Here is a 19691-nt window from a genome sequence, read left to right on the forward strand (position 1 = left end):
TCGGTGGCGATCAGCTTGAAGCGGCTGCCTTCGGCCTTCTTCAATTCCTCCTCGAGCGCCGCCATGTCGTTGTTGGCGTAACGGAAACGCTTCGCCTTCGACAGCCGCACGCCGTCGATGATCGAGGCATGGTTCAGCGCGTCGGAAATGACCGCATCCTCCTCGGAAAGCAGCGTCTCGAACAGGCCGCCATTAGCGTCGAAGCAGGAGCCGTAGAGGATCGTGTCCTCCATGCCGAGAAAGCCAGAAATCGTCGCCTCGAGCTGCTTGTGCTCTTCCTGCGTGCCGCAGATGAAACGCACCGACGCCATGCCATAACCATAGCGGTCGAGTGCCTGCTTGGCCGCATCGCGCAAGTTGGCGCTATCGGCGAGGCCAAGATAATTGTTGGCGCAGAAATTCAGCACCCTCTCGCCGCCCACCTCGATCTTAGCCGATTGCGTCGAGGTGATCACCCGCTCGGATTTGTAGAGGCCGGCCGATTTCAGCCCTTGAAGCTCGCTGTCGATATGGGAGAGGAATGCCGCGCTCATGATCTGGCCCTGTTGAGATTCAATAGACTGTCGCCCCGCGCGGGCGAAAAATCCACCGCAAAAGCGACGGCTTCGGTGACCCGACGGTCAGTGGCCAGAATGCCGCCCCAGAATGCCGCCAAATGGCAAATGTTCAAATGCAGCTGCGGCGCGAAAGAAGGCGATAACCATTTTGCGAGCTTTCCACCGCTGCTGCTGTGTCGGCTTCCGGAGCTGTTAACCTTTCAAGCCAATGGTTCTCATACCCAACAATCTGTCGGCGAGAGGGACCGCCCCAGAAAATGTCGCAGCAACCGATGCAAACCATTTCGGGCAAGCTCATACTGCTGATCAAGGCAGGCTATTGGCTGGCGCTGCTGATCATTGCAGCCATGGTGATGGCCTCCTTCATCCTTCTCCAGCAGATGATGGCTGGCCATCGGCACGACGACACGCTGCTCGATATTGTCGGCATGCAAAAGGTGCTGTCGCAACGCATTGTCTTCCTTGCCAACGCGGCAGGAGCAGCTACGCGCAACCAACAACCGGCTCTGGTCACCGCACTCAAACAGGCCACGGCCGACTTCGAGAGGAACTACGACCTTCTGCTCGAGCGTGTGGTCGCCGACCCGGCGGCACCGGCAAGACTCGATCCAAAATCAGTCGAGAACGTCCTTTTTGCCAAGCCGTTTCATCTCGATTACTTCTCGGTCGGGCTTATCGCCAACGGCGAACGCCTGGTTTCGGCGTTTGAATCGCAACTCGGCATGGCCGACAATGGCGGCTACAAGGGTGGCGGCGAACGCGTCAACCTCGACGCTTCCGTCGCCAATGCGGCCCTGTCGGGCTATGCGGCACTCGGTCAGCGCATCAGCGCCCAAGCCGACGCGCGATCGGAAAGCCTTCTCGATCTCCATCGAACGCTGTTCTACTCCACCCTCGGCGTCATCGTGCTGGTGGCACTTTTCATCTTCAGGCCGATGTCGAACGCCATCCTGCGCAAGACGCGTGAACTGATCGATACCCGCAATTCCATGGCCTTCATCGCCGTGCATGACGGCCTTACCGGCCTGCACAACCGCACCTTCCTGACCGACCATTTCGATACGCTGATCAAGGGCGCGCAGCGCCGGCGAGAGCGGCTTGCGGCGGTCCACCTCGACCTCGACCGGTTCAAGCAGATCAACGACACGCTTGGCCACGCCGCCGGCGACTATGTGCTGGTGGTGACGGCGCAGCGCATGCGTGATTCTTGCCGGGCGTCGGATCTCTGCGTGCGTCTGGGCAGCGACGAGTTCGTGATGATCCTCAACGGTGCCGGCGGCACCGAGGACATCAACACGGTCGCCGGGCGCGTCCTGTCGCAGATCAACGAACCGATCGTCTATCGGGGCGCGACCATCCTTCCGGGCGCCAGCGCCGGCGTCGCCGTCTATCCGGTCGACGCCGACAATGCGCAAGATCTGCTCGTCCATGCCGACCTCGCGCTCCACGCCGCCAAGAAGCAGGGTGGCGGCAGTCTCTCATTCTTCTCCGAGGCGTTGCGGCATGAACTCGACTACCGCAAACGGCTCGAGCATGACATCAGGATCGCTATCGCGGAGAAGACGTTCCAGGTCTATTTCCAGCCACAGGTTTCGTTGTCGAACGGCACCATCGGCGGCATCGAGGCGCTGGTTCGCTGGAGACATGCCGAGCGCGGCATGATCGCACCGGGCGAGTTCATTCCCATCGCCGAGAAATGCGGACTCATGCCTGCGATCGGCCGCATCGTCATCGCCAAGGCAATCGGCGAGGCGGCGGAGTGGAACCGTGCCGGCATTGCCTTCGGACGGCTCGCCGTCAACGTCTCCGGCTCCGAATTGCGTGAGGCCAATTTCGACGCCTTCCTCTTCGGTGCGCTGGAAAAGGCTGGGCTGCCGCCACAAAAACTGTCGCTCGAGATCGTCGAATCCGTCATTCTCGACGACGAGAAGACCGGCATCGCGGCAAAGCTGCGGCACATCCGCGCCGCCGGCGTCCATCTTGAACTCGATGATTTCGGCACCGGCTACGCGTCGCTCAGCCACGTCAACCCGAACGAGATCGACAGGCTGAAGATCGATCGCCGCTTCGTCCAGAACATCAATGAGAACGGCGACAACACCAAGATCGTGCGTGCCATCACCGAACTCGCCCGCGGCCTTGGCATCTCGATCGTCGCCGAGGGCGCCGAAACCGAGGCTGAGCTCGATTCGCTGATGGCGATCGGCTGCGACCAGGTGCAGGGCTACTCGATCGCCTTCCCGATGCCGCAGGACCAAGTACGCGAATGGCTGGTCGCGCGGGCGCCGAAGAGAGCCAGGCTGACGGTGCTGCAGGGAAGGCTGGCGTGAGGCGCCAACCTGACACGCCGCTTCGGAAATGGCGGCCTGATGGGGTTAAGGCCGGTCCGTAGCCGGCTGCCGCTACATCTTGGGCTCGCTGAACAAAGCGTTCGGCAGTTGGGATCAATCGACATTCGCCCGCAGCGTCGCCAAGACTTCCGCGAACTCCGCCAGCCTGTCGTCCGACAACCCGGTCCGCAGCCGCTTGTCGAAGGCAATGGCTGCCGTGCGCAATTTCAGGAACAGCGCCTCTCCCGCTTCGGTCAGTTCGACCTGATGGACGCGGCGGTTTTCCGGATCGCGGCGCCGGGTCAGCAAACCTTGCGTCTCCATCGCGTTCAGGTGGTGGGTCAGCGTCGCGCCTTGGATTCCGATCATGCCGGCGAGCTCACGCTGGTTGGCCAGTTCGCGCGACTTGATCGACAACAGCGTGACCCAAACCGGCAGCGTGCCGCCCGCCTCGACCAACGTGGCGTCAAAGGCCTGGGCGACAAGCTTTGCGGTGCGGGCGAGATTCATCCCGACTGGCGGGCGGTCAAAAAGCGTCATGATCCGACACTAGAGTAAGGGAAAGGCCGATGGAACTGGCCCTTTGACTTTACATTGACATCTAATCATTTGATATCTAACTTTATGGTTGGCGGTAGGAAAGGAGGAACGCGGTCATGCAGTATGTCTACATCATCGTCCTCGGCCTTCACGTATTGGCCGGTGTGTTCTGGGCTGGAACGACCATCGCTGTCGCCCGCGATCCGGAGATTCGGATCGAACGGTTTTTCCGGCCGCAAATGAACGCGGCCGGCATGGTTTTCCTGACCGGCGCCCTGCTCTGGTATTTCTTCCACAGCGGCTCTTTCGGTTCGATGGAAATGGTTCTGGCCCTGGGTATCGCTACGGCCTTGATTGCCGCCGGTGTTCAGGGAGCGCTGGTCGGCTCTGCCAGCAGGCGGCTTGCCGGCACTGACTCGGCGACGGAAACGCAGTTGCGCGCGAAAATGACAAGGGGCGAACGCATCGCTGGTGGGCTGCTGGTCATCACCGTGCTCTGCATGGCCACCGCCAGAATGTTTTGAGCGGCCAGCCGCTATCGCGGTTTAAGAGATCGTACGGTGTCTGGCTGCAAGCCGGCGGCGTGCGCAGCGCGCAGATCGGACCGACGTGCCTGGTGGCTCTCCGTGCGGAGGTTCGGCTGCGCGCCACCAAATCAAATCCGAAGTGATCTTCAGATCCATACCGTCTTCGGAAATAGGCCGGCTCGTGGCTGGTCGACATGACCCGGTTCTTCAGCGTCAAATGTTTGAGCTGATAGGGCTGGAGAAGCGGATCGCTGGTGGTCATCGTCTTCCTGTTTCAAATTGTGCTAATGAGCGGCAAATTTTTGTTTTTGCGCATGTCGTACCCAAGTCAGCGCACCCTCGGGTCGGGCCCGTGGGCAGGCTTTTGGGCGACATGCAGTAAGGAACCCGCCGATGACCGATACGAAAAACCTTACCCAGCTCGGCACCAACGTCGAGGCGCCACAGAACCCTGACGCAGCAGTCCTGGAGACCGTGCCGTTTTCGCGCGGCGATGGGCCGCCAGCCATCGTTCGCTTCACCTGCCCGGAATTCACTTCGCTCTGCCCGGTCACCGGCCAGCCGGACTTCGCCCACATCGTCATCGACTATGCACCCGACACGCTGCTGGTGGAATCGAAGTCGCTGAAGCTGTTCATGACCTCGTTTCGCAACCATGGCGCCTTCCATGAAGAGTGCACCATCATGATCGGCCGCCGCATCATCGCTGCGACCAAACCACTGTGGTTGCGGATTGGCGGCTATTGGTATCCGCGCGGCGGCATTCCGATCGACGTATTCTGGCAGACCGGCGCGCCGCCGGAAGGCGCATGGCTGCCCGACACCGGTGTTGCGCCGTATCGCGGACGCGGCTGAATTCTGCTGCGAGATGTCCGGCGGGACAGCAGGATCGCCAACTCTGGTTTTCAATCGCCATCAGGCGATCAACTCATCGGTCCGTTCTCACTCATACTGATATTGGCTGAGCGCCCATTCGCCGGTCACCGACAGAAGGTCCGATATCTTCCAGTCGCCGTCGACCTTTTTGAACTTCCATTCCAGCCGGTGCGGATTGCCGGCAACGATAAAGGCGACGACGACCTTGGCCTCATCGCCTTTGACCGCTTCAACAGCCTTCAGGCTGTTGTCGATCTCGGCCCTGTCGTACGCCGCATTGTCGAGCGCCATGTTGGGATCGAGGCATTCGCCCTGCCCCGATTTCCGCAGCGCATCGCTCTTGTCGAGCACCGACTTCGCGGGATCGACGAAATGGCTGCGCTGAGCCGGGTCGAGCTCGAGCCCGACATGCTCGTAAAACGGTTTCACCATCGCCGTCGGCGAACCCGGCCGCAGCGGAGCTGCCCGTGCATTTTCTGCTGAGAGCGGCGCGCTGAACAGGCCCTGGCCAGCGGTGCTGCTCAAACCCGCGGCCAGCAGGCACGCAGTCGCCAGGGCCAGGGCGCGGGCCATGGCGTCACTCCGGAGTCTGGCCAGCCAGGCATTCGAGCGCACTCAGCGTCCAGCCGCTGGTCTTCGAGGTGATGTCGGCAACCTTCCACTGGCCGTCGACCTTCTTCAGCGACCAGACCATTTCGCGTTTGGATTCATCGCCTTCCGGGAAAAGGTTGAACGTCACTGTCACGTTGGCGCTGTCGCCATCCACCGCTTCAGACAGCTTCAACGTCTTGGCGACTGTCTTCTCGTCAAAATCCTGCGCGTCGAGACCGGGGGCGAAGTCGATGCAAGGCACCTCGTCCGGCTTGTTCTTCTGCGCCTGGTCGTTGAGGTCGAACAGCTTTGTCACCGGCTCGGTGAAACGGTCGCGGTATTTCGCGTCGGCCTCGAACTTGACCTCGGGCATGTAAAAGAACTTCACCGCATTGGAGGCCGGCCCGGCCAAGGCGGTCGCAGGCGCTGCGATCGAGAGAGCGGCGGCAAGCACAATCAGTCTCATCCGATAATCTCCAGGCTTTCGTGGTGGGAACCCGTTCAATACCACGAATCCATAGCGAGCGCGGTGATGTGAAGCCGCCCGAAGAAGTCAGCGAGCAAGAGAGCAGCTGCTCAAGAGCTTTTGGCGAGCCAGCTCGCAAAAAGCCGCGCTTTCGAACCTGCCCTAGGATGGATTTTCAGATAAAATGCCCTGGGTGAGGGAATGTTGTCGGGTACAAGTGTGACCAGCCGGCCCTGTTCCATCAGGCTTTTGACCAATCCATCCCACCCCAAGACCGCCCCGATATCATCCTGGGCGGCCTGGAGGGCAATCATATAGTTGTTCACGCTAAACCTGCGGCCTTTTGGGATGGTGTGTCCAAGCGCTTGAAACCACTCCGGCCAGTTCGTCCAGTCGGTTTCCTCGTTGTTCATATGAATCAAAGGTGCCTTGAGCAGGTCCTCAACTCGGCCAATGCCGTGCTCGGCGGCGAATTTTGGAGTTCCAAGCGCGACAATGCGATCTTGAAAAAGTTTGTGACACTCCTCGGGACTTTCCTGCGCATCCCCGTATTGAATACTTAGATCGCAGCGGGCGGCTATTGCGGGAACGTCGCTGACGATCTGCGAGACAGTGATGGTGGGATGGCTCTTCCAGAAGGCTGAGATCTTCGGTGTAAGCCATAGCGAGCTGACGGCCGTCGTTGTCCGGATGGTCACGTCAGCGGTTTCCGGGCGATCGCGCATGTGAGTGACGGCGTCGGAAATCGTCTCAAGCCCGCGCTGCACGGCAACGAACAGGAACGCTCCTTTCTCAGTCAATTCGACGCCGCGGCTCAAGCGCAGGAACAGGTTACATCCCAAGTCACCCTCAAGCGCCTTGATCTGGTGGCTGATCGCGGCGGGCGTCACATTCAATTCCTGGGCGGCGTTTTTGAAACTCGCATTTCGGGCGGCTGCCTCGAAGCAGATGAGAGCCGTCACCGAGGAGAGATCGTACGGTCTTGGCATCAACGCTTCTTCGGACCCGCTTCTTGGATGGCTCGCTGAGTGCAACAGATTAGCTGAACTAAATCGTTCTGAAAATTAGTGCTATTGCGCGAAAGGCGTTCAGGCGAGAAAATTTCATCTCAATTATGCACGCCATCTATGGAATTCCGCATGAACGCCCCCTCGCCCTCGATCCAAGAGTTGCTAGCGCGCCGCGTCTCGGGCTATGCCCTTGAGCAGCCCTTTTACACTTCGCCCACGATTTACCAGCTCGATCTCGAGCACATCTTCTACCAGGAATGGCTCTACGCGGCCCCGGCATGCCAGCTTGCGAAAGCTGGTAGCTACGTGACGATGCGCGTGGGTGCCTATGAGGTGGTCATCGTGCGCGCCCGCGATGGTGAAATCCGCGCCTTCCACAATTCCTGCCGCCATCGCGGCTCGATGATTTGCAAGGCGCGCGAAGGCCAAGTGGCCAAACTCGTCTGCCCCTATCACCAGTGGACCTATGAGCTTGACGGCAAGCTCATCTGGGCAAATGACATGGGGCCCGACTTCGACATGTCCAAACACGGGCTGAAGCCGGTCCATCTGCGCAATCTTGCCGGCCTGATCTACGTCTGTCTGTCCGCTACGCCCCCAGACTTCGAACCGTTTGCCGACCTGGCCCTTCCCTACCTAGAGGTCCATGACCTCAACAATGCGAAGGTCGCGCATACGTCGACTATCATCGAGAAGGCCAACTGGAAGCTTGTGTGGGAAAACAACCGCGAATGCTACCACTGCAGCAGCAACCACCCGTCGCTCTGCCGTTCCTTCTCGCTCGACCCGGACGTGGCGGGAGTCTCTGCTGACGGGTCGGTCTCGGCGACCCTCCAGGCGCATTTTGACCGTTGCGAAGCCTCAGGCGCGCCGGCGCAGTTCCGCCTTGGCGGCAGCGGCCAATTTCGCCTGGCGCGGATGCCGCTGCAGCAAAAGGCGGTGAGCTACACGCTCGACGGCAAGGCTGCCGTTCACAAGAATCTTGGCCGGGTGGCTCTGCCCGAAGCAGGCTCGCTGTTGATGTTCCATTATCCAACGACCTGGGGCCACTTCCTGCCGGATCACTCCTTGACCTTCCGGGTCACGCCAATCAGCGCCACGGAAACCGAGGTCACCACCACCTGGCTGGTGAACAAAGATGCCGTCGAAGGGCTCGACTACGACCTCAAGCGCCTGACCGAGGTCTGGATCTCTACCAATGATGAAGACCGTGATATCGTCGAGACCAACCAGCAAGGGATCTTCTCTCCTGCCTATGTTCCCGGACCATATTCGCCGGTTCAGGAAAGCGGTGTGACCCAATTCGTCGATTGGTATGCGAACTGGCTTGGGCGCTCTCAGGCCTCGATGCGATTGGCCGCGGAATGAAGCAATGAACGTGGTGGCAAAACCCAGGCTGGTTTCTGGACCGACGCGGAAGAACTCGAATGTGCCTCCTTTCTTCCGGAGGCGCCGAACGTCCTGACCTTTTGTTTCCGGTCGCCGTCCGGATCGCTGTTCAATTTTGATCCAGGGCAGTTCCTCACTTTGGAACTGCCCACTCCCGGCGGTTCGGTCTACCGGACCTACACGATATCCTCATCTCCGTCGCGGCCGACCTCGCTGACCATTACCGTAAAGGCGCAGGCCGACTCTGTCGGAACGCAGTGGATGTTTGACAGCCTCCGTCCGGGAATGCGCCTGCGGGCAATAGGTCCGGGGGGCACCTTCTCGATGGCGCATCAGCCAGCCGAAAAGTTTCTCTTCATATCGGCCGGCTCGGGCATCACACCGATGATGTCCATGACCACCCATCTGTATGATTCCGGGGTTGATCCGGACATCGTCTTCGTCCACTGCGCGCGCCGTCCTTCTGAGATCATCTTCCGCGAACGGCTGGAGCATATGGCGTCGCGCGTAACCGGCATCGACCTGAAATGGGTGGTTGAACAGACCGATCCATACAGGCCATGGACCGGTTACAGAGGCATGTTCAACCAGTTGATGCTCGGACTGATGGCGCAGGATTATCTTGATCGCGAGGTGTTCTGCTGTGGGCCCGAGCCCTTCATGCAAGCCGTGCGCGAGGCGCTGGCCGGTCTCGGTTTCGACATGGCGCATTATCATCAGGAAAGCTTCCGCGCGCCGCTTCCTGAGGCCGAGAAGGTCCCGGATGACTTCGTTCCCACCGAGAACAACGAGGCCGAGATCGAATTTGTCCTATCCGGCGTCTCGGCGAAATGCGTCGAGACGGATACGATCCTGACTGCGGCACGGGCTGCCGGTCTGGTGATCCGATCGGGTTGCAGTATGGGGATATGCGGGACATGCAAGGTTCGCAGAACCGAAGGCGATGTGCATATGGTCCACAATGGCGGCATCACCGACGAAGAGATTGCCGACGGCTATATCCTTGCTTGCTGTTCTAATCCGGTTGGCCGTGTGAAAGTCGAGATATAGCAACCATTTCGCGATCTTTGATCAAGGCGCTTCTTCGAAATCGGCAGCGCCTTGACGGTCCGCGGTCAACCGAAGTCGATGATGAAACTATTGATGAGTCACGCGCTTCACCCGCAAGGCGGTCTTGGCTCTTCCTCGGCCCGGTAGCCGGGTTTCGGGCAAGCTCAGTGATGCGTCAGCCACAGATCGTTTCTGTCCTCGAGGCCGCCCGGGCCAAGATCATCGCGTTGGCGTGACCGTCGCGGAAATTGCTGCTGGCAGACGGGGCGGGATTTGATTTCAGCCGCCATTCGAGCAGCGGCTCGATCGCCTTGAAGCGCTCAATCAAGTTGCGGAGCGTAGACGGGATCGCCTCTTCCGCCAACGCCGGGCCGAGATAGGAACAGACCGGCAAACGGCTCCCGGCCCTGGTCTTTTCAGGCCCGGGAACCTCCGATTGGGCGAAGAGCTGGATGATCGATCTGCGCGATCGCAGGTCGTGTGAGAACTGGTCGAAGGCCACGAACGCTGTGTCTACAAAATATTGCAGGGCCTCACTTCTGTTCATCTCGGAGCCCTTGTTGTGAGCGGACGCTATCGTCCGTTGCCGGATGTTAGATATCTTTCGCCAGTCGCAGTGCATCGTAGATCGCGGCGTGGGTGTTGCGAGCTGAAACGGCGTCGCCGATACGAAAGAGTTGGAATTGGCCCTGCGCATTCCGCACCACCGACTGCGGCTGCCCGGCGATGAGCTCATCTTGCGAAATCTCTCCGTGATTGGTCGATTTCGGTTTCAGTTCGAAATAGATGTCGTCCAGCGGAATGGTGCCGTGATTGACGACAACCTGATCCACGACGCGCTGTTTGGATATGCCGCCGTAGTCACTGCCGACATTTGCAATGAGCTGATTGCCATTCTTTTCAACTGACTCGAGCCGATAGGTAACGGTGAAGGTCACATCGAGTTTTTGAAGAGACCTCATGTAGGGCACGAGGTTCATCGCCATGACCTCGGGTGAGAATGACCGGTCCGGTGTCATGATTTCAACCTTCGCTCCGGCGCCGGCGAGGAATTCCGCGGCCTGGAGTGCCGCGTGGTCACCCGCGTCGTCGAAGATGAGGACATTGCTTCCCGGCTTTGCGTCTCCGGAGATGATGTCCCAAGACGACACCACGAACTCGTTGCCCTTGGAAAGGACGTCGGTGTGCGCCACCCCGCCCGTGGCGACGATGACAACGTCCGGATTTTCCGCCTCGATGGTTTCGGCTTCCGCCCAGGCATTGAACCTGATGGTCACTCCATGTTTTTCGCACTGGGCCATGCGCCAATCGATGATGCTCATCATCTCCTTGCGGCGCGGGCTCAGCGCTGTCAGCCGGATCTGCCCGCCAGGGTCGCTGGCGGCCTCGAAGACCACGACCTCGTGTCCCCGCTCACCCGCGACACGGGCGGCCTCGAGGCCAGCCGGACCTGCACCGACGATAACAACTTTCTTGCGGCTGTCGGCCTTGGCGACAATATGCGGCATGGTCAGCTCACGGCCAGTCGCGGCGTTGTGAATGCAGTATGCCGCCCCGCCCTGATAGATACGGTCAAGGCAATAGTTTGCGCCCACGCATGGCCTGATTTCGTCTTCGCGCTTTTCTATGATCTTGCGCACGATGTGAGGGTCGGTCATGTGCGCGCGCGTCATGCCGATCATGTCCACCTTGCCCGATGCGATCGCGTGCCGCGCTGTCGCCACATCCGGTATTTTCGCTGCATGGAAAGTTGGAAAGTTGGTCGCGGCACGAATCTCGCCGGCAAAATCAAGATGCGGCGCATTCGCCATTCCCTGAATTGGAATGACGTCCGTCAGGCCCGCATCGGTATCGATGTGCCCGCGGATCACGTTGAGGTAATCGATCAGTCCGCTTTCCTTGAGACGCTTGGAGATTTCCATGCCCTCGGACTTGCCAGTGCCACCGGGGAGACGTTCATCCGCAGTATATCGCACGCCCAGGATGAAGTCCTCGCCGACCCGTGACCGGATCGCCTTGAAGACGTCCATGCAGAAGCGCATGCGATTATCGAGCGAACCACCATACGGACCGTCAAGTTCGTTCGTGAGAGGAGACACGAACTGGTCGATCAAGTGGCCATAGGCCTCGAGTTCGACGCCATCCATCCCGCCTGCCTTCATCCGCTCCGCGGCGTCCGCAAAGTCCTTGATGATGCGCTCGATATCCCAGTCTTCAATTTTCTTGGGAAACGCGCGGTGGGAGGCTTCACGATGATGGGACGGCGCCAGAACGGGAAGCCAGTCACCTTTATCCCAGCGTGTACGCCGTCCAAGATGGGTTAGCTGGATCATGATGGCGGCGCCCTCTTCGTGCACCGCATCTGTCATCTGCCTGATCCACGGCACGATCTCGTCCTTGTAGGCGAGCAGGTTGTTGAAAACCGGGGGGCTGTCCTTCGAGACCGCAGCGGACCCGGCTGTCATCGTCATCGCCACACCGCCCTTCGCCCTTTCAACCGTATAGGCGAGATAGCGCTCCTTCGGCATCCCGTCCTCCGGATAAGCCGGCTCGTGGGAGGTCACGATGATGCGATTGCGCAGGGTCAAATGCTTGAGTTTGTACGGCTGCAGGAGGGGATCGCTCGACATCTGACGGACTCCGGGCTGAGATGGCAAGTGCGAACGCTATCCGAAAATGTACATGCATGTCAAGTTTCACTTCGGAGCAGTCGATAGAGTCGACATACGTGTACATTTTGCTGGTTTTCACTTTGATATTTTGTTAGGCTGATCACTCATGGAGCAAATTTCGAACGATAGCGGATGGCGCGGATCGCCGGAGGGGTGGCTTGAAGCCGCCTACGACCTGCTTCTTGAATCCGGCGTCGACACGGTGAGAATATCGCCACTGGCCAAGAAATTGGGCCTGTCGCGCACCAGCTTCTATTGGTTCTTCAAGGATAGAGAAGAACTGCTGGCTGCCCTCGTGACCCGTTGGCGGGACAAGAACACCGGCAACCTCGTCAAGCAGGCTGAGGCATATGCCGAGACGGTCGCCGAAGCGATGCTGAACGTTTTCGACTGCTGGCTCGACAAATCCTTGTTCGATTCCCAGTTCGAGTTCGCAGTCAGAAGCTGGGCGCTTCAATCCCCTGACATCCTGGCGGAGGTGCAGAAAGCCGACCAGACGCGCCTCGATGCGTTGAGCCAGATGTTTGTCCGCTTTGGTTACGACGAAGGCTCAGCCGATGTTCGAGCGCGCACCATCTATCTCGTGCAGATCGGCTACATCTCAATGCAGACCAGCGAAGATCTCGCGGACCGCATGAAGCGCATTCCCGGGTACGTGGAGATTTTTACAGGTAAGGCCCCGCGGAAGCGCGAACTCGACCGGTTCTTCGCCAGACACGGCCATTCGGCGGGCTGAGGAAGCGTTTCGACAATGGGTGAACCCCTGAGCATCGGAATAATCGGCGGAGGTGGCTGGCTTGGACGCGCTATCGCCGAGGCCATTATTGATGCGCAAATAGTCGCCGCAGAGCACCTCACGCTCTCTCATCGAAGTGGGCAACCCGACTTTCTGCCAAACGCTACATGGACCAGGGACAACCAGGAACTGGTGGATCGATCTGATGTCATCATCGTCTCGGTCCGGCCCCAGGATTGGCCTGCCATCGACATTGCTGCGTCCGGCAAGCTCGCCATGTCGGTTATGGCCGGGATCACTCTCGACCAACTGGCGGGACGTCTTAAAACCGACCGCGTCGTCCGCACGCTTCCGAATGCAGCGGCAGAGGTGCGGAATTCCTATACTCCCTGGATAAGCTCTCAGGGCGTCACCGCCGATGACCGCAATGTCGTTCGCCGGATTCTGGAGGCCTGTGGCGCTGCCGATGAAGTCAAAACAGAAGCAGATATCGACTATTTGACGGGCCTCACCGGATCCGGTCCAGCCTTTCCGGCGCTTTTGGCGGCGGCGATGATGGACGACGCCCTCAGCCGAGGAATGGATCCAAATATTGCCCGGCGGAGCGTCAGCGCGGTGCTTGTTGGAACCGGAAAACTCCTCGAGGCTCGTCCAGACAATCCCCAAGATATCGTCCAGACCTTCCTCGACTACCGCGGCACCACCGCGGCAGCGATCGAGGCCATGCGCGCAGCCGGGTTTGAATCTGCCGTGGCAGACGGCCTTGCCGCGGCGCTCCAGAAATCCGTGACTATGGGACAAGCCACCTGACTGCCGCCCGAGGCCTTCCTCCGACCGCTGGTGTGATATTATGTCAAAACTCTTTCCGCATCTGTTTTCACCTGCAAAGCTAGGCAGTCGCACGCTGCGAAACCGGATCGTGTTCGGGGCTCATACCGCCAACATGGCCGAAAATGGCGTGCCGACCGAACGACACGTTGCCTACTATGCCGAGCGAGCGCTCGGTGGGGCCGGCATGATTGTTGTCGAACCCATGCCCGTCCATCAGGCCGCCGTCCTGACACGCGGCAATTTTCGACCTGACGACGATAGCGTCATTCCTCATTTCCAGCAGGTCACGCGCGCGATCAAGGACCACGGGGCGATCGCCATCCAGCAGCTCTATCACGTCGGAGCGCACGGGGATTCGGACAATTCATTTCACGCGCATTGGTCGCCCTCGGGCCTGCCGAGCTATCATGACAGCGAAGGTTCCCACGCCATGTCCGAGGGTGAGATTTGGGAAACCATCGACAGCTTCGTTCAGGCGGCGCGCCGCTGCCAGGAAGCCGGTTTCGACGGCGTCGAAGTCTGGGCTGCCTATCTCGGACTGGTCGATCAGTTCTGGACGCCCTGGACAAACCGACGCGAGGACCAATGGGGAGGGTCGCTCGACAACCGCACGCGGATCTCGCGCGAAATCCTAACCCGCATCCGCGAAACATGCGGCCTCGATTTCATCATTGGACTCTCGGTCAGCGACGAACCCGATTACACAGTCGCGCTCAGTCGCCAGGAACTGGCGGAGATCATTCGGCTGCATGATGAGCAGGGGCTGATCGATTACGTGACCTGCGGCACCGGTAGCTACCTCGATTTCTACAAGATAATGCCGACGTTTCTCTATCCGGAGAAGCTTGGCGCCGATCTTGCGACGACCCTAAAGGCCGTGGTCAAGACGGCCCTCGTGGTGGCCGAAAGCCATATCAGGACGCCTGAAAACGCCGAAACCGTGCTCGGCGAGAAAGCTGCAGACCTGGTGTCGATCGTCCGGGGCCAGATCGCCGACCCGCATCTGGCACGCAAAGCCGCGGCGGACCGGCCCGAGGATGTGCGCGGATGCATATCCTGCAACCAGATGTGCTGGGGCCGTCGTTCCCGCGACTACTGGATCAGCTGCCTTATCAATCCCTCTGCGGGGCGCGAGTTTGAATGGGGTGGTGACCGGTTCACGTCCGCTGCCATCAAGAAACGGGTGCTTGTCGTCGGCGGCGGTCCCGCCGGCCTCGAGACGGCTCGGGTTGCCGCCGAGCGAGGGCACGACGTGGTGCTGGCCGAAGCCTCCAGTAGGCTGGGCGGGAACTTTTTGCTCGCAGGACTGCAGCCGCGCCGCGGGCAAATCCTCGACCTTCTCGGGTGGTATGAACGCCAGCTCAGCAAACTGAATGTCGACGTACGACTGAACACCTACGTCGAGGCCTCGGAAATCGCCTCTTTCCAAGCTGACACCGTTATCCTGGCCACGGGGTCGGTGTCTCCCGAAACCGGCTTTCAGAAGGCTTTGCCGGCAGTGCCGAGCCTGCCCGGCATCGAAAGGGGCAATGTCTTCTCGATCGAATCCGTCATGGCCCGCGTTGTGCGGCCGGGTAAGCACGTGCTTTTGCTCGACGAGGGCGGAGGCTGGCGCGGTTGTGGCACGGCCTGGAAACTTGCCGAGGATGGCCATCAAGTGACCATTCTCACACCCGACCCGCTGATCGGCAAGGAACTGCAGCGGACGGCTGCCGATTTTCCGCTTCGACGGACATTGCGCCAGCTTGGCGTCACATGGTTGTTGGATGTCAGTGTGCTGGAATGGCACGGGGACGGTGTGACCATCGTTGACCACAACACCCGTGAAGAGAGCTTTGTGCCGGGCGATTGCCTTGTACTTGCAACCACCAATGTGGCGGCGAATTGGCTGGCGAAAGAGTTGGAAAGCACGTCCCAGCCTTTCATGGAGGTCGGCGACGCCGTCGCTCCGCGCCAAGCGCCCTACGCCTTCCACGAAGGACGGAAAGTTGCCTTGCGGCTATGACACGCGCACGTTGTGCTTGCGCTTCATGAAATCCTTGGCGGTCTCGACTGCCACGGCCGCGTCGCGGCAATAGGCGTCGGCGCCGACGGCCTTGCCGAATTCCTCGTTGAGCGGGGCACCGCCGACCAGCACGACGTAGTCGTCGCGGATGCCCTTTTCCTTCATCGTGTCGATGACGACCTTCATGTAGGGCATGGTCGTCGTCAGCAGCGCCGACATGCCGATGATGTCAGGCTGGTGCTGTTCGATGGCGTCGAGGTATTTTTCCACCGCATTGTTGATGCCGAGGTCGATGACGTCGAAGCCGGCGCCTTCCATCATCATGCCGACAAGGTTCTTGCCGATATCGTGGATGTCGCCCTTGACGGTGCCGATCACCATCTTGCCCTGCTTCGGCGCGCCGGTGGCGACAAGCAGCGGACGCAGGATGAACATGCCCGCCTTCATCGCGTTGGCCGACAACAGCACTTCCGGCACGAACAGGATGCCGTCGCGAAAATCCTCGCCGACGATGCGCATGCCTTCGACCAGTGCCTCGGTCAGCACCTTGTAAGGCGCCCAGCCGCGCTCGAGCAGGATATTGGTGCCTTCCTCGATCTCTTCCTTCAGCCCGTCATAAAGGTCATCGTGCATCTGCTGGACGAGTTCGTCGTCGGAAAGCTCGGAAAGGATGATCTCGTCGTCGGCCATGTTTGACGCACTCACTGATTTCAATGGCTTGCGGTCCGCCGGCACCTGTTTTCTGCAACGGGTGCCGGCGGGTCATTGCCAGCCTTGGGAGCTAACTCAGGCGTCCAGCCAGACGTTCTGAAGATCCATCTCGAAGGTCTGGTGGACCGCGTAGTTCTTCACCTTCTTGTTCATGTGGCTGTACAGCTTCTGCCAGAACGGCTGAATGATGACGCCCGAATCCTGCAGGATCTGCTCGACGTCCTTCATGACCTCGCGGCGCTTCTCCACGTCGATGAGTGAGAGGGCCTGCTTGAGCTTGGCGTCGAAATCAGGATTCGAATACGCCGTTTCATTCCAGGCCTCGCCGGTGCGATAGCCGAGCGCCAACACCTGAACGCCGAGCGGGCGCATGTACCAGATGGTCATGGAATAGGGGTATTTCGTCCAGTCGTTCCAGAAGGTCGACCCCGGCAGCACCGTGCGCTTCACCTTGATGCCGGCATCGCGCAGCTGGCCGGCAATCGCGTCGCCGGTGTTCTTTTGCCAATCGTCCTCGACGGTGATCAGTTCATGCTCGAAATCGGCCTGTCCGGCCTCGGCCATCAGCTTCTTGGCGCCGGCCGCATCGCGTGTCTTCTTGGGCAGCGGAAAATATTCCGGATGGATCGGGCTGACGTGGTGGTTTTCACCTGGGGTGCCGCGCCCGGCGTAGCCAAGTTCGAGCACCGCATTGTTGTCGACGGCCATCTGCAAGGCGTTGCGTACCCGCTGGTCATCATAAGGCTTGTGCGTGATGTTGGTGCGGGCAACGAGCGTGGTTGCTGTCGCGACCTCCGATTTCACCAGATCCATCTGGTCGAGGATGTCGATGAAGTCGGCGGGCGTCTCGAAATTGACGTCGATTTCCTCGGATTCGAATGCATTCACCGAGGCGTTGAAGTCGGTGCCGTAGTCGATGAATTCGACGCTGTCGAGCGGCGCTTCACCGCCCCACCATTTGCCATTCTCGCGACGCTTGACGACCGCGTTCTGGCCGACCGAATAAGACACAAGCTCGAAAGGCCCTGTGCCGATCGGCTTGGCGAGCGGATCGGCGCCATCGGCATCGAATTTGCGGTGGACGACGAGCGCTGGATAGTCGGTGAAGTTCGGGATCAGCGAGATATCAGGTTCGTTCAGCGTCAGCTTGACCGTGTTGTCGTCGACCTTGGTGATCGCCCCGTCCCTGGCCTTGCCGGTCTTGGCGTCGATCAGCGCACCGACGCGCGCGGCCATCGAATTGCCAGAGGCATCCTTCTCGCACCAGCGCGTCAGATTGTAGACCACGTCGTCGGCGTTGAAGGCGTCGCCATTGTTCCAGGTGATGCCCTTGCGCAGATGCAGCACGTATTCGGTGGCGTCGTCGTTGACGTCCCAGCTCTGGAGCAGGACCGGCTCGAAAGTGAATTCGCGGGTGTAGCGGACAAGCGGCTCGAGCCAGCAGCGCGAAATGTTCGCAAGCTCCACCCAGTCGTAAGTACGCGGATCCTTCTGCGCCTTCACCGACATCGATACGCGCAGCGTTCCGCCTTTCTTGGGCTCTTCGGCCAAAGCCCGTCCCGGCACCGCAAGACCGATCATAGCGTAGGCAAGGGCAGTCGATGCCCCGAACGCGCTTGCCAGCGCCAGAAACTCGCGCCGGTCCATCCGGCCTGAGCGGGCTTCTTCAGCCATCGCCTCGATAACGCTGGGGACACGATCACCGTTGTTTCTGAAGAGTGCCATTATTTCCTCCCTTATGGTTGCCTTTGGGTCTTCGCCCGTTGGATTAACTAACGCTGTCCGGCAGCTTCTCCTCGCGCAGCGCGATCAAATCTTTGAGACCATCGGCGATGCCGTCATCGAGCTTCGGCTCCTCATAATCGGCGAGCATATTGCGCGCTTTCTCGCGGCCGCGCGTGTCGTGGTCCTTTGCCCCTTCAGCCTTCCACTGTTCGTAGGAATTGAAGTCCATGATGCTGGGCATGAAGAAGGCGGACTGGAAATGCTCGAGTGTGTGCTGGGTGCCGAGGAAGTGGCCCTGCGGCCCGACCTCGCGGATTGCCGCCATCGCTTCCTTGAAGTCGTCGAACGGCAGGCCGCCAGCATATTTGTACCAGCCGACAAGCTGTTCGCAGTCCGTCGCGAATTTTGAATAGCCGCAGGTCAGGCCGGCCTCGAGCCATCCGGCGGCGTGCCAGATGTAGTTGGCGCCGGCAAGGATGGCGGCATGCATCAGCATGTTCGCCTCGTAGCCTGCCTGGGCGTCGTTGAGTTTCGACCCGACATGGAAGCCCGACGTGCGCCATGGCAGCCGGTATTTCCGCGCCAGTGCTCCCATCAAATACATCATCTGGGCGGCCTCGGGCGTGCCACCCATCGGCGCGCCGGTCTTCATGTCGACCGTGACCATGAACTGTCCGTAGATCTGCGGTGAACCCGGACGCAGCAGTTGCGTGAAGGCGACGCCCGCCAGCGCTTCGGCATTGACCTGCGCGACCGCTCCCACCGCCGAGGCCGAAGTCGAGGCGCCGCACAGCGCGAACGGCGCCAGGATCAACGGCTGGTTGTGACGTGCATAGACCTTCATCGCGTCCAGCATGGTGGCGTCCCATACCAGTGGCGAGTTGCAATTGGTGATCGCGACCAACACCGGGTTGTCGCGGACAAAATCCTCGCCGAACACGATGCCCGCCATCGCCATCGTGTCTTCGGCGCGTTCCCTGGATGTCACGATGCCCATGAACGGCTTGTCGGAATGCTTCAGCGCCGAATGGATGATGTGGAGGTGACGCTTCGGCACCGCAATTTCCATCGGCTCGCAGATGATCGAGCTCGACGAATGCAGCGCCGGCGCCATGTAAGCGAGCTTATGAAAATTCTGAAGGTCGGCGAGCGTGCCATAGCGCCTGACGTTGTCGAGGTCGCGTACGTAAGGCGCGCCGTACATCGGCACGAAGATGGAATTCTTGCCGCCGACGCGGACCGAGCGCTCGGGGTTGCGCGCATTGAGCGTGAACTCCGGCGGGACTTTCGAGACCAGCTCCATCAAGAGCGCGCGGTCAATGCGGACGCGCGTCTCAGAGACATCGGCTCCGGCGGCCTGCCACAGTGCTATGGCCTCGTCGTCGCGGAACTCGCAGCCAACCTCTTCGAGGATCGACAGCGACTCCTGGTGGATCAGCTCGACAGCCTCGTCCGGGACCATTTGGTATGCGGGTATGTTGCGAACCAGCGTCGGAAACGACGCCATCGGAGTTCCCCGCAGCGCCTTGCGGCCCAGGCGGCCGCCCCCTCGGCGGTTGGCGTGTTCGGTGACTTCGGCGGCCGGTGCATTCATGGCAACTCTATCCTCCCAGAGCCAGTCAACTTAGCGAGACAAAATACAGCTGTGACGCTGGAAAATCCTGATCTCTTGTAT

General features: G+C 60.1%; 17 protein-coding genes and 1 pseudogene. 8 read left to right on the forward strand and 10 right to left on the reverse strand.

Features of this window, described 5'->3' with window-relative positions; all coding sequences use genetic code 11:
- Positions 1-533: aminotransferase class I/II-fold pyridoxal phosphate-dependent enzyme (locus tag AC0L3D_RS26570; protein WP_473646311.1), on the reverse strand; the 533-nt coding region annotated here is incomplete at its 3' end.
- Between the two features lie 281 nt (positions 534-814).
- Between AC0L3D_RS26570 and AC0L3D_RS26575 the strand changes: the two genes are divergently transcribed.
- A complete protein-coding gene (locus tag AC0L3D_RS26575; RefSeq protein WP_473630336.1) occupies positions 815-2887 on the forward strand; it encodes a putative bifunctional diguanylate cyclase/phosphodiesterase in 2073 nt (690 codons plus the stop codon).
- A 114-nt stretch (positions 2888-3001) separates the two neighbouring features.
- Here the strand turns inward: AC0L3D_RS26575 and AC0L3D_RS26580 are convergent, their stop codons facing one another.
- Complete coding sequence (locus AC0L3D_RS26580; RefSeq protein WP_027153887.1) at positions 3002-3427, reverse strand: MarR family winged helix-turn-helix transcriptional regulator; 426 nt, start codon at positions 3425-3427, stop codon at positions 3002-3004.
- A gap of 116 nt (positions 3428-3543) precedes the next feature.
- Between AC0L3D_RS26580 and AC0L3D_RS26585 the strand changes: the two genes are divergently transcribed.
- Together AC0L3D_RS26585 and queF are read left to right on the forward strand one after the other, a co-directional pair.
- Complete coding sequence (locus AC0L3D_RS26585) at positions 3544-3951, forward strand: hypothetical protein (protein ID WP_091600611.1); 408 nt, start codon at positions 3544-3546, stop codon at positions 3949-3951.
- A 396-nt stretch (positions 3952-4347) separates the two neighbouring features.
- Positions 4348-4809, forward strand: coding sequence for a preQ(1) synthase (gene queF, locus AC0L3D_RS26590; RefSeq protein ID WP_023802331.1), 462 nt, complete (start codon positions 4348-4350; stop codon positions 4807-4809).
- Between the two features lie 87 nt (positions 4810-4896).
- Here the strand turns inward: queF and AC0L3D_RS26595 are convergent, their stop codons facing one another.
- The 3 genes from AC0L3D_RS26595 to AC0L3D_RS26605 form a co-directional block, all read right to left on the reverse strand.
- Positions 4897-5403 (reverse strand): hypothetical protein, encoded by a 507-nt coding sequence (locus AC0L3D_RS26595; protein ID WP_473646312.1) that lies wholly within the window; start codon positions 5401-5403, stop codon positions 4897-4899.
- Positions 5404-5407: 4 nt separating this feature from the next.
- Positions 5408-5887, reverse strand: coding sequence for a DUF3828 domain-containing protein (locus AC0L3D_RS26600; protein ID WP_023802330.1), 480 nt, complete (start codon positions 5885-5887; stop codon positions 5408-5410).
- A 110-nt stretch (positions 5888-5997) separates the two neighbouring features.
- Positions 5998-6876 carry a LysR substrate-binding domain-containing protein gene (locus AC0L3D_RS26605; RefSeq protein WP_473646314.1) on the reverse strand — a complete coding sequence of 293 codons (879 nt, stop codon included), beginning with the start codon at positions 6874-6876 and terminating at the stop codon, positions 5998-6000.
- Positions 6877-7026: 150 nt separating this feature from the next.
- On the opposite strand from AC0L3D_RS26605, the gene AC0L3D_RS26610 reads away from it, so the two are divergent.
- Together AC0L3D_RS26610 and AC0L3D_RS26615 are read left to right on the forward strand one after the other, a co-directional pair.
- On the forward strand, positions 7027-8265 hold the full coding sequence (locus AC0L3D_RS26610) for an aromatic ring-hydroxylating oxygenase subunit alpha (RefSeq protein WP_473646315.1): 1239 nt from the start codon (positions 7027-7029) through the stop codon (positions 8263-8265).
- Positions 8266-8289: 24 nt separating this feature from the next.
- A pseudogene (locus tag AC0L3D_RS26615) lies at positions 8290-9336 on the forward strand (FAD-binding oxidoreductase); the annotation flags it as partial.
- A gap of 175 nt (positions 9337-9511) precedes the next feature.
- Here AC0L3D_RS26615 and AC0L3D_RS26620 read toward each other — a convergent pair.
- Positions 9512-9883 (reverse strand): dimethylsulfonioproprionate lyase family protein, encoded by a 372-nt coding sequence (locus tag AC0L3D_RS26620; protein WP_473646316.1) that lies wholly within the window; start codon positions 9881-9883, stop codon positions 9512-9514.
- Positions 9884-9929: 46 nt separating this feature from the next.
- Positions 9930-11966, reverse strand: a complete 2037-nt coding sequence (locus AC0L3D_RS26625) for an oxidoreductase (protein WP_473646318.1) — start codon at positions 11964-11966, stop codon at positions 9930-9932.
- Positions 11967-12114: 148 nt separating this feature from the next.
- Here AC0L3D_RS26625 and AC0L3D_RS26630 point away from each other — a divergent pair, with 148 nt between their 5' ends.
- The 3 genes from AC0L3D_RS26630 to AC0L3D_RS26640 are packed head-to-tail and all read left to right on the forward strand — an operon-like array spanning position 12115 to position 15580.
- Positions 12115-12744: a TetR/AcrR family transcriptional regulator gene (locus AC0L3D_RS26630; protein WP_027153879.1), complete on the forward strand. Its 630-nt coding sequence runs from the start codon at positions 12115-12117 to the stop codon at positions 12742-12744.
- A 15-nt stretch (positions 12745-12759) separates the two neighbouring features.
- On the forward strand, positions 12760-13554 hold the full coding sequence (locus tag AC0L3D_RS26635; RefSeq protein ID WP_473630332.1) for a pyrroline-5-carboxylate reductase family protein: 795 nt from the start codon (positions 12760-12762) through the stop codon (positions 13552-13554).
- A gap of 40 nt (positions 13555-13594) precedes the next feature.
- On the forward strand, positions 13595-15580 hold the full coding sequence (locus AC0L3D_RS26640; RefSeq protein WP_473646319.1) for an oxidoreductase: 1986 nt from the start codon (positions 13595-13597) through the stop codon (positions 15578-15580).
- On the opposite strand, the gene AC0L3D_RS26645 is transcribed toward AC0L3D_RS26640, so the two are convergent.
- From AC0L3D_RS26645 to AC0L3D_RS26655, 3 genes are all read right to left on the reverse strand, one after another.
- Positions 15575-16270: a corrinoid protein gene (locus AC0L3D_RS26645; protein WP_023802321.1), complete on the reverse strand. Its 696-nt coding sequence runs from the start codon at positions 16268-16270 to the stop codon at positions 15575-15577. The genes AC0L3D_RS26640 and AC0L3D_RS26645 overlap by 6 nt on opposite strands.
- Before the next feature lie 96 nt (positions 16271-16366).
- Complete coding sequence (locus AC0L3D_RS26650; protein WP_473630330.1) at positions 16367-18016, reverse strand: ABC transporter substrate-binding protein; 1650 nt, start codon at positions 18014-18016, stop codon at positions 16367-16369.
- A gap of 43 nt (positions 18017-18059) precedes the next feature.
- Positions 18060-19610 carry a trimethylamine methyltransferase family protein gene (locus AC0L3D_RS26655; protein WP_473630329.1) on the reverse strand — a complete coding sequence of 517 codons (1551 nt, stop codon included), beginning with the start codon at positions 19608-19610 and terminating at the stop codon, positions 18060-18062.
- Positions 19611-19691 lie beyond the last annotated feature (81 nt).

The organism is Mesorhizobium sp. WSM4837 (genome assembly GCF_055811435.1).

Coding starts and splice junctions, on each gene's coding strand:
- AC0L3D_RS26575 (WP_473630336.1), top strand. CDS start 815: ATGTCGCAGCAACCGATGCAAACCATTTCGGGCAAGCTCATACTGCTG.
- AC0L3D_RS26580 (WP_027153887.1), bottom strand. CDS start 3,427: ATGACGCTTTTTGACCGCCCGCCAGTCGGGATGAATCTCGCCCGCACC.
- AC0L3D_RS26585 (WP_091600611.1), top strand. CDS start 3,544: ATGCAGTATGTCTACATCATCGTCCTCGGCCTTCACGTATTGGCCGGT.
- queF (WP_023802331.1), top strand. CDS start 4,348: ATGACCGATACGAAAAACCTTACCCAGCTCGGCACCAACGTCGAGGCG.
- AC0L3D_RS26595 (WP_473646312.1), bottom strand. CDS start 5,403: ATGGCCCGCGCCCTGGCCCTGGCGACTGCGTGCCTGCTGGCCGCGGGT.
- AC0L3D_RS26600 (WP_023802330.1), bottom strand. CDS start 5,887: ATGAGACTGATTGTGCTTGCCGCCGCTCTCTCGATCGCAGCGCCTGCG.
- AC0L3D_RS26605 (WP_473646314.1), bottom strand. CDS start 6,876: ATGCCAAGACCGTACGATCTCTCCTCGGTGACGGCTCTCATCTGCTTC.
- AC0L3D_RS26610 (WP_473646315.1), top strand. CDS start 7,027: ATGAACGCCCCCTCGCCCTCGATCCAAGAGTTGCTAGCGCGCCGCGTC.
- AC0L3D_RS26620 (WP_473646316.1), bottom strand. CDS start 9,883: ATGAACAGAAGTGAGGCCCTGCAATATTTTGTAGACACAGCGTTCGTG.
- AC0L3D_RS26625 (WP_473646318.1), bottom strand. CDS start 11,966: ATGTCGAGCGATCCCCTCCTGCAGCCGTACAAACTCAAGCATTTGACC.
- AC0L3D_RS26630 (WP_027153879.1), top strand. CDS start 12,115: ATGGAGCAAATTTCGAACGATAGCGGATGGCGCGGATCGCCGGAGGGG.
- AC0L3D_RS26635 (WP_473630332.1), top strand. CDS start 12,760: ATGGGTGAACCCCTGAGCATCGGAATAATCGGCGGAGGTGGCTGGCTT.
- AC0L3D_RS26640 (WP_473646319.1), top strand. CDS start 13,595: ATGTCAAAACTCTTTCCGCATCTGTTTTCACCTGCAAAGCTAGGCAGT.
- AC0L3D_RS26645 (WP_023802321.1), bottom strand. CDS start 16,270: ATGGCCGACGACGAGATCATCCTTTCCGAGCTTTCCGACGACGAACTC.
- AC0L3D_RS26650 (WP_473630330.1), bottom strand. CDS start 18,016: ATGGCACTCTTCAGAAACAACGGTGATCGTGTCCCCAGCGTTATCGAG.
- AC0L3D_RS26655 (WP_473630329.1), bottom strand. CDS start 19,610: ATGAATGCACCGGCCGCCGAAGTCACCGAACACGCCAACCGCCGAGGG.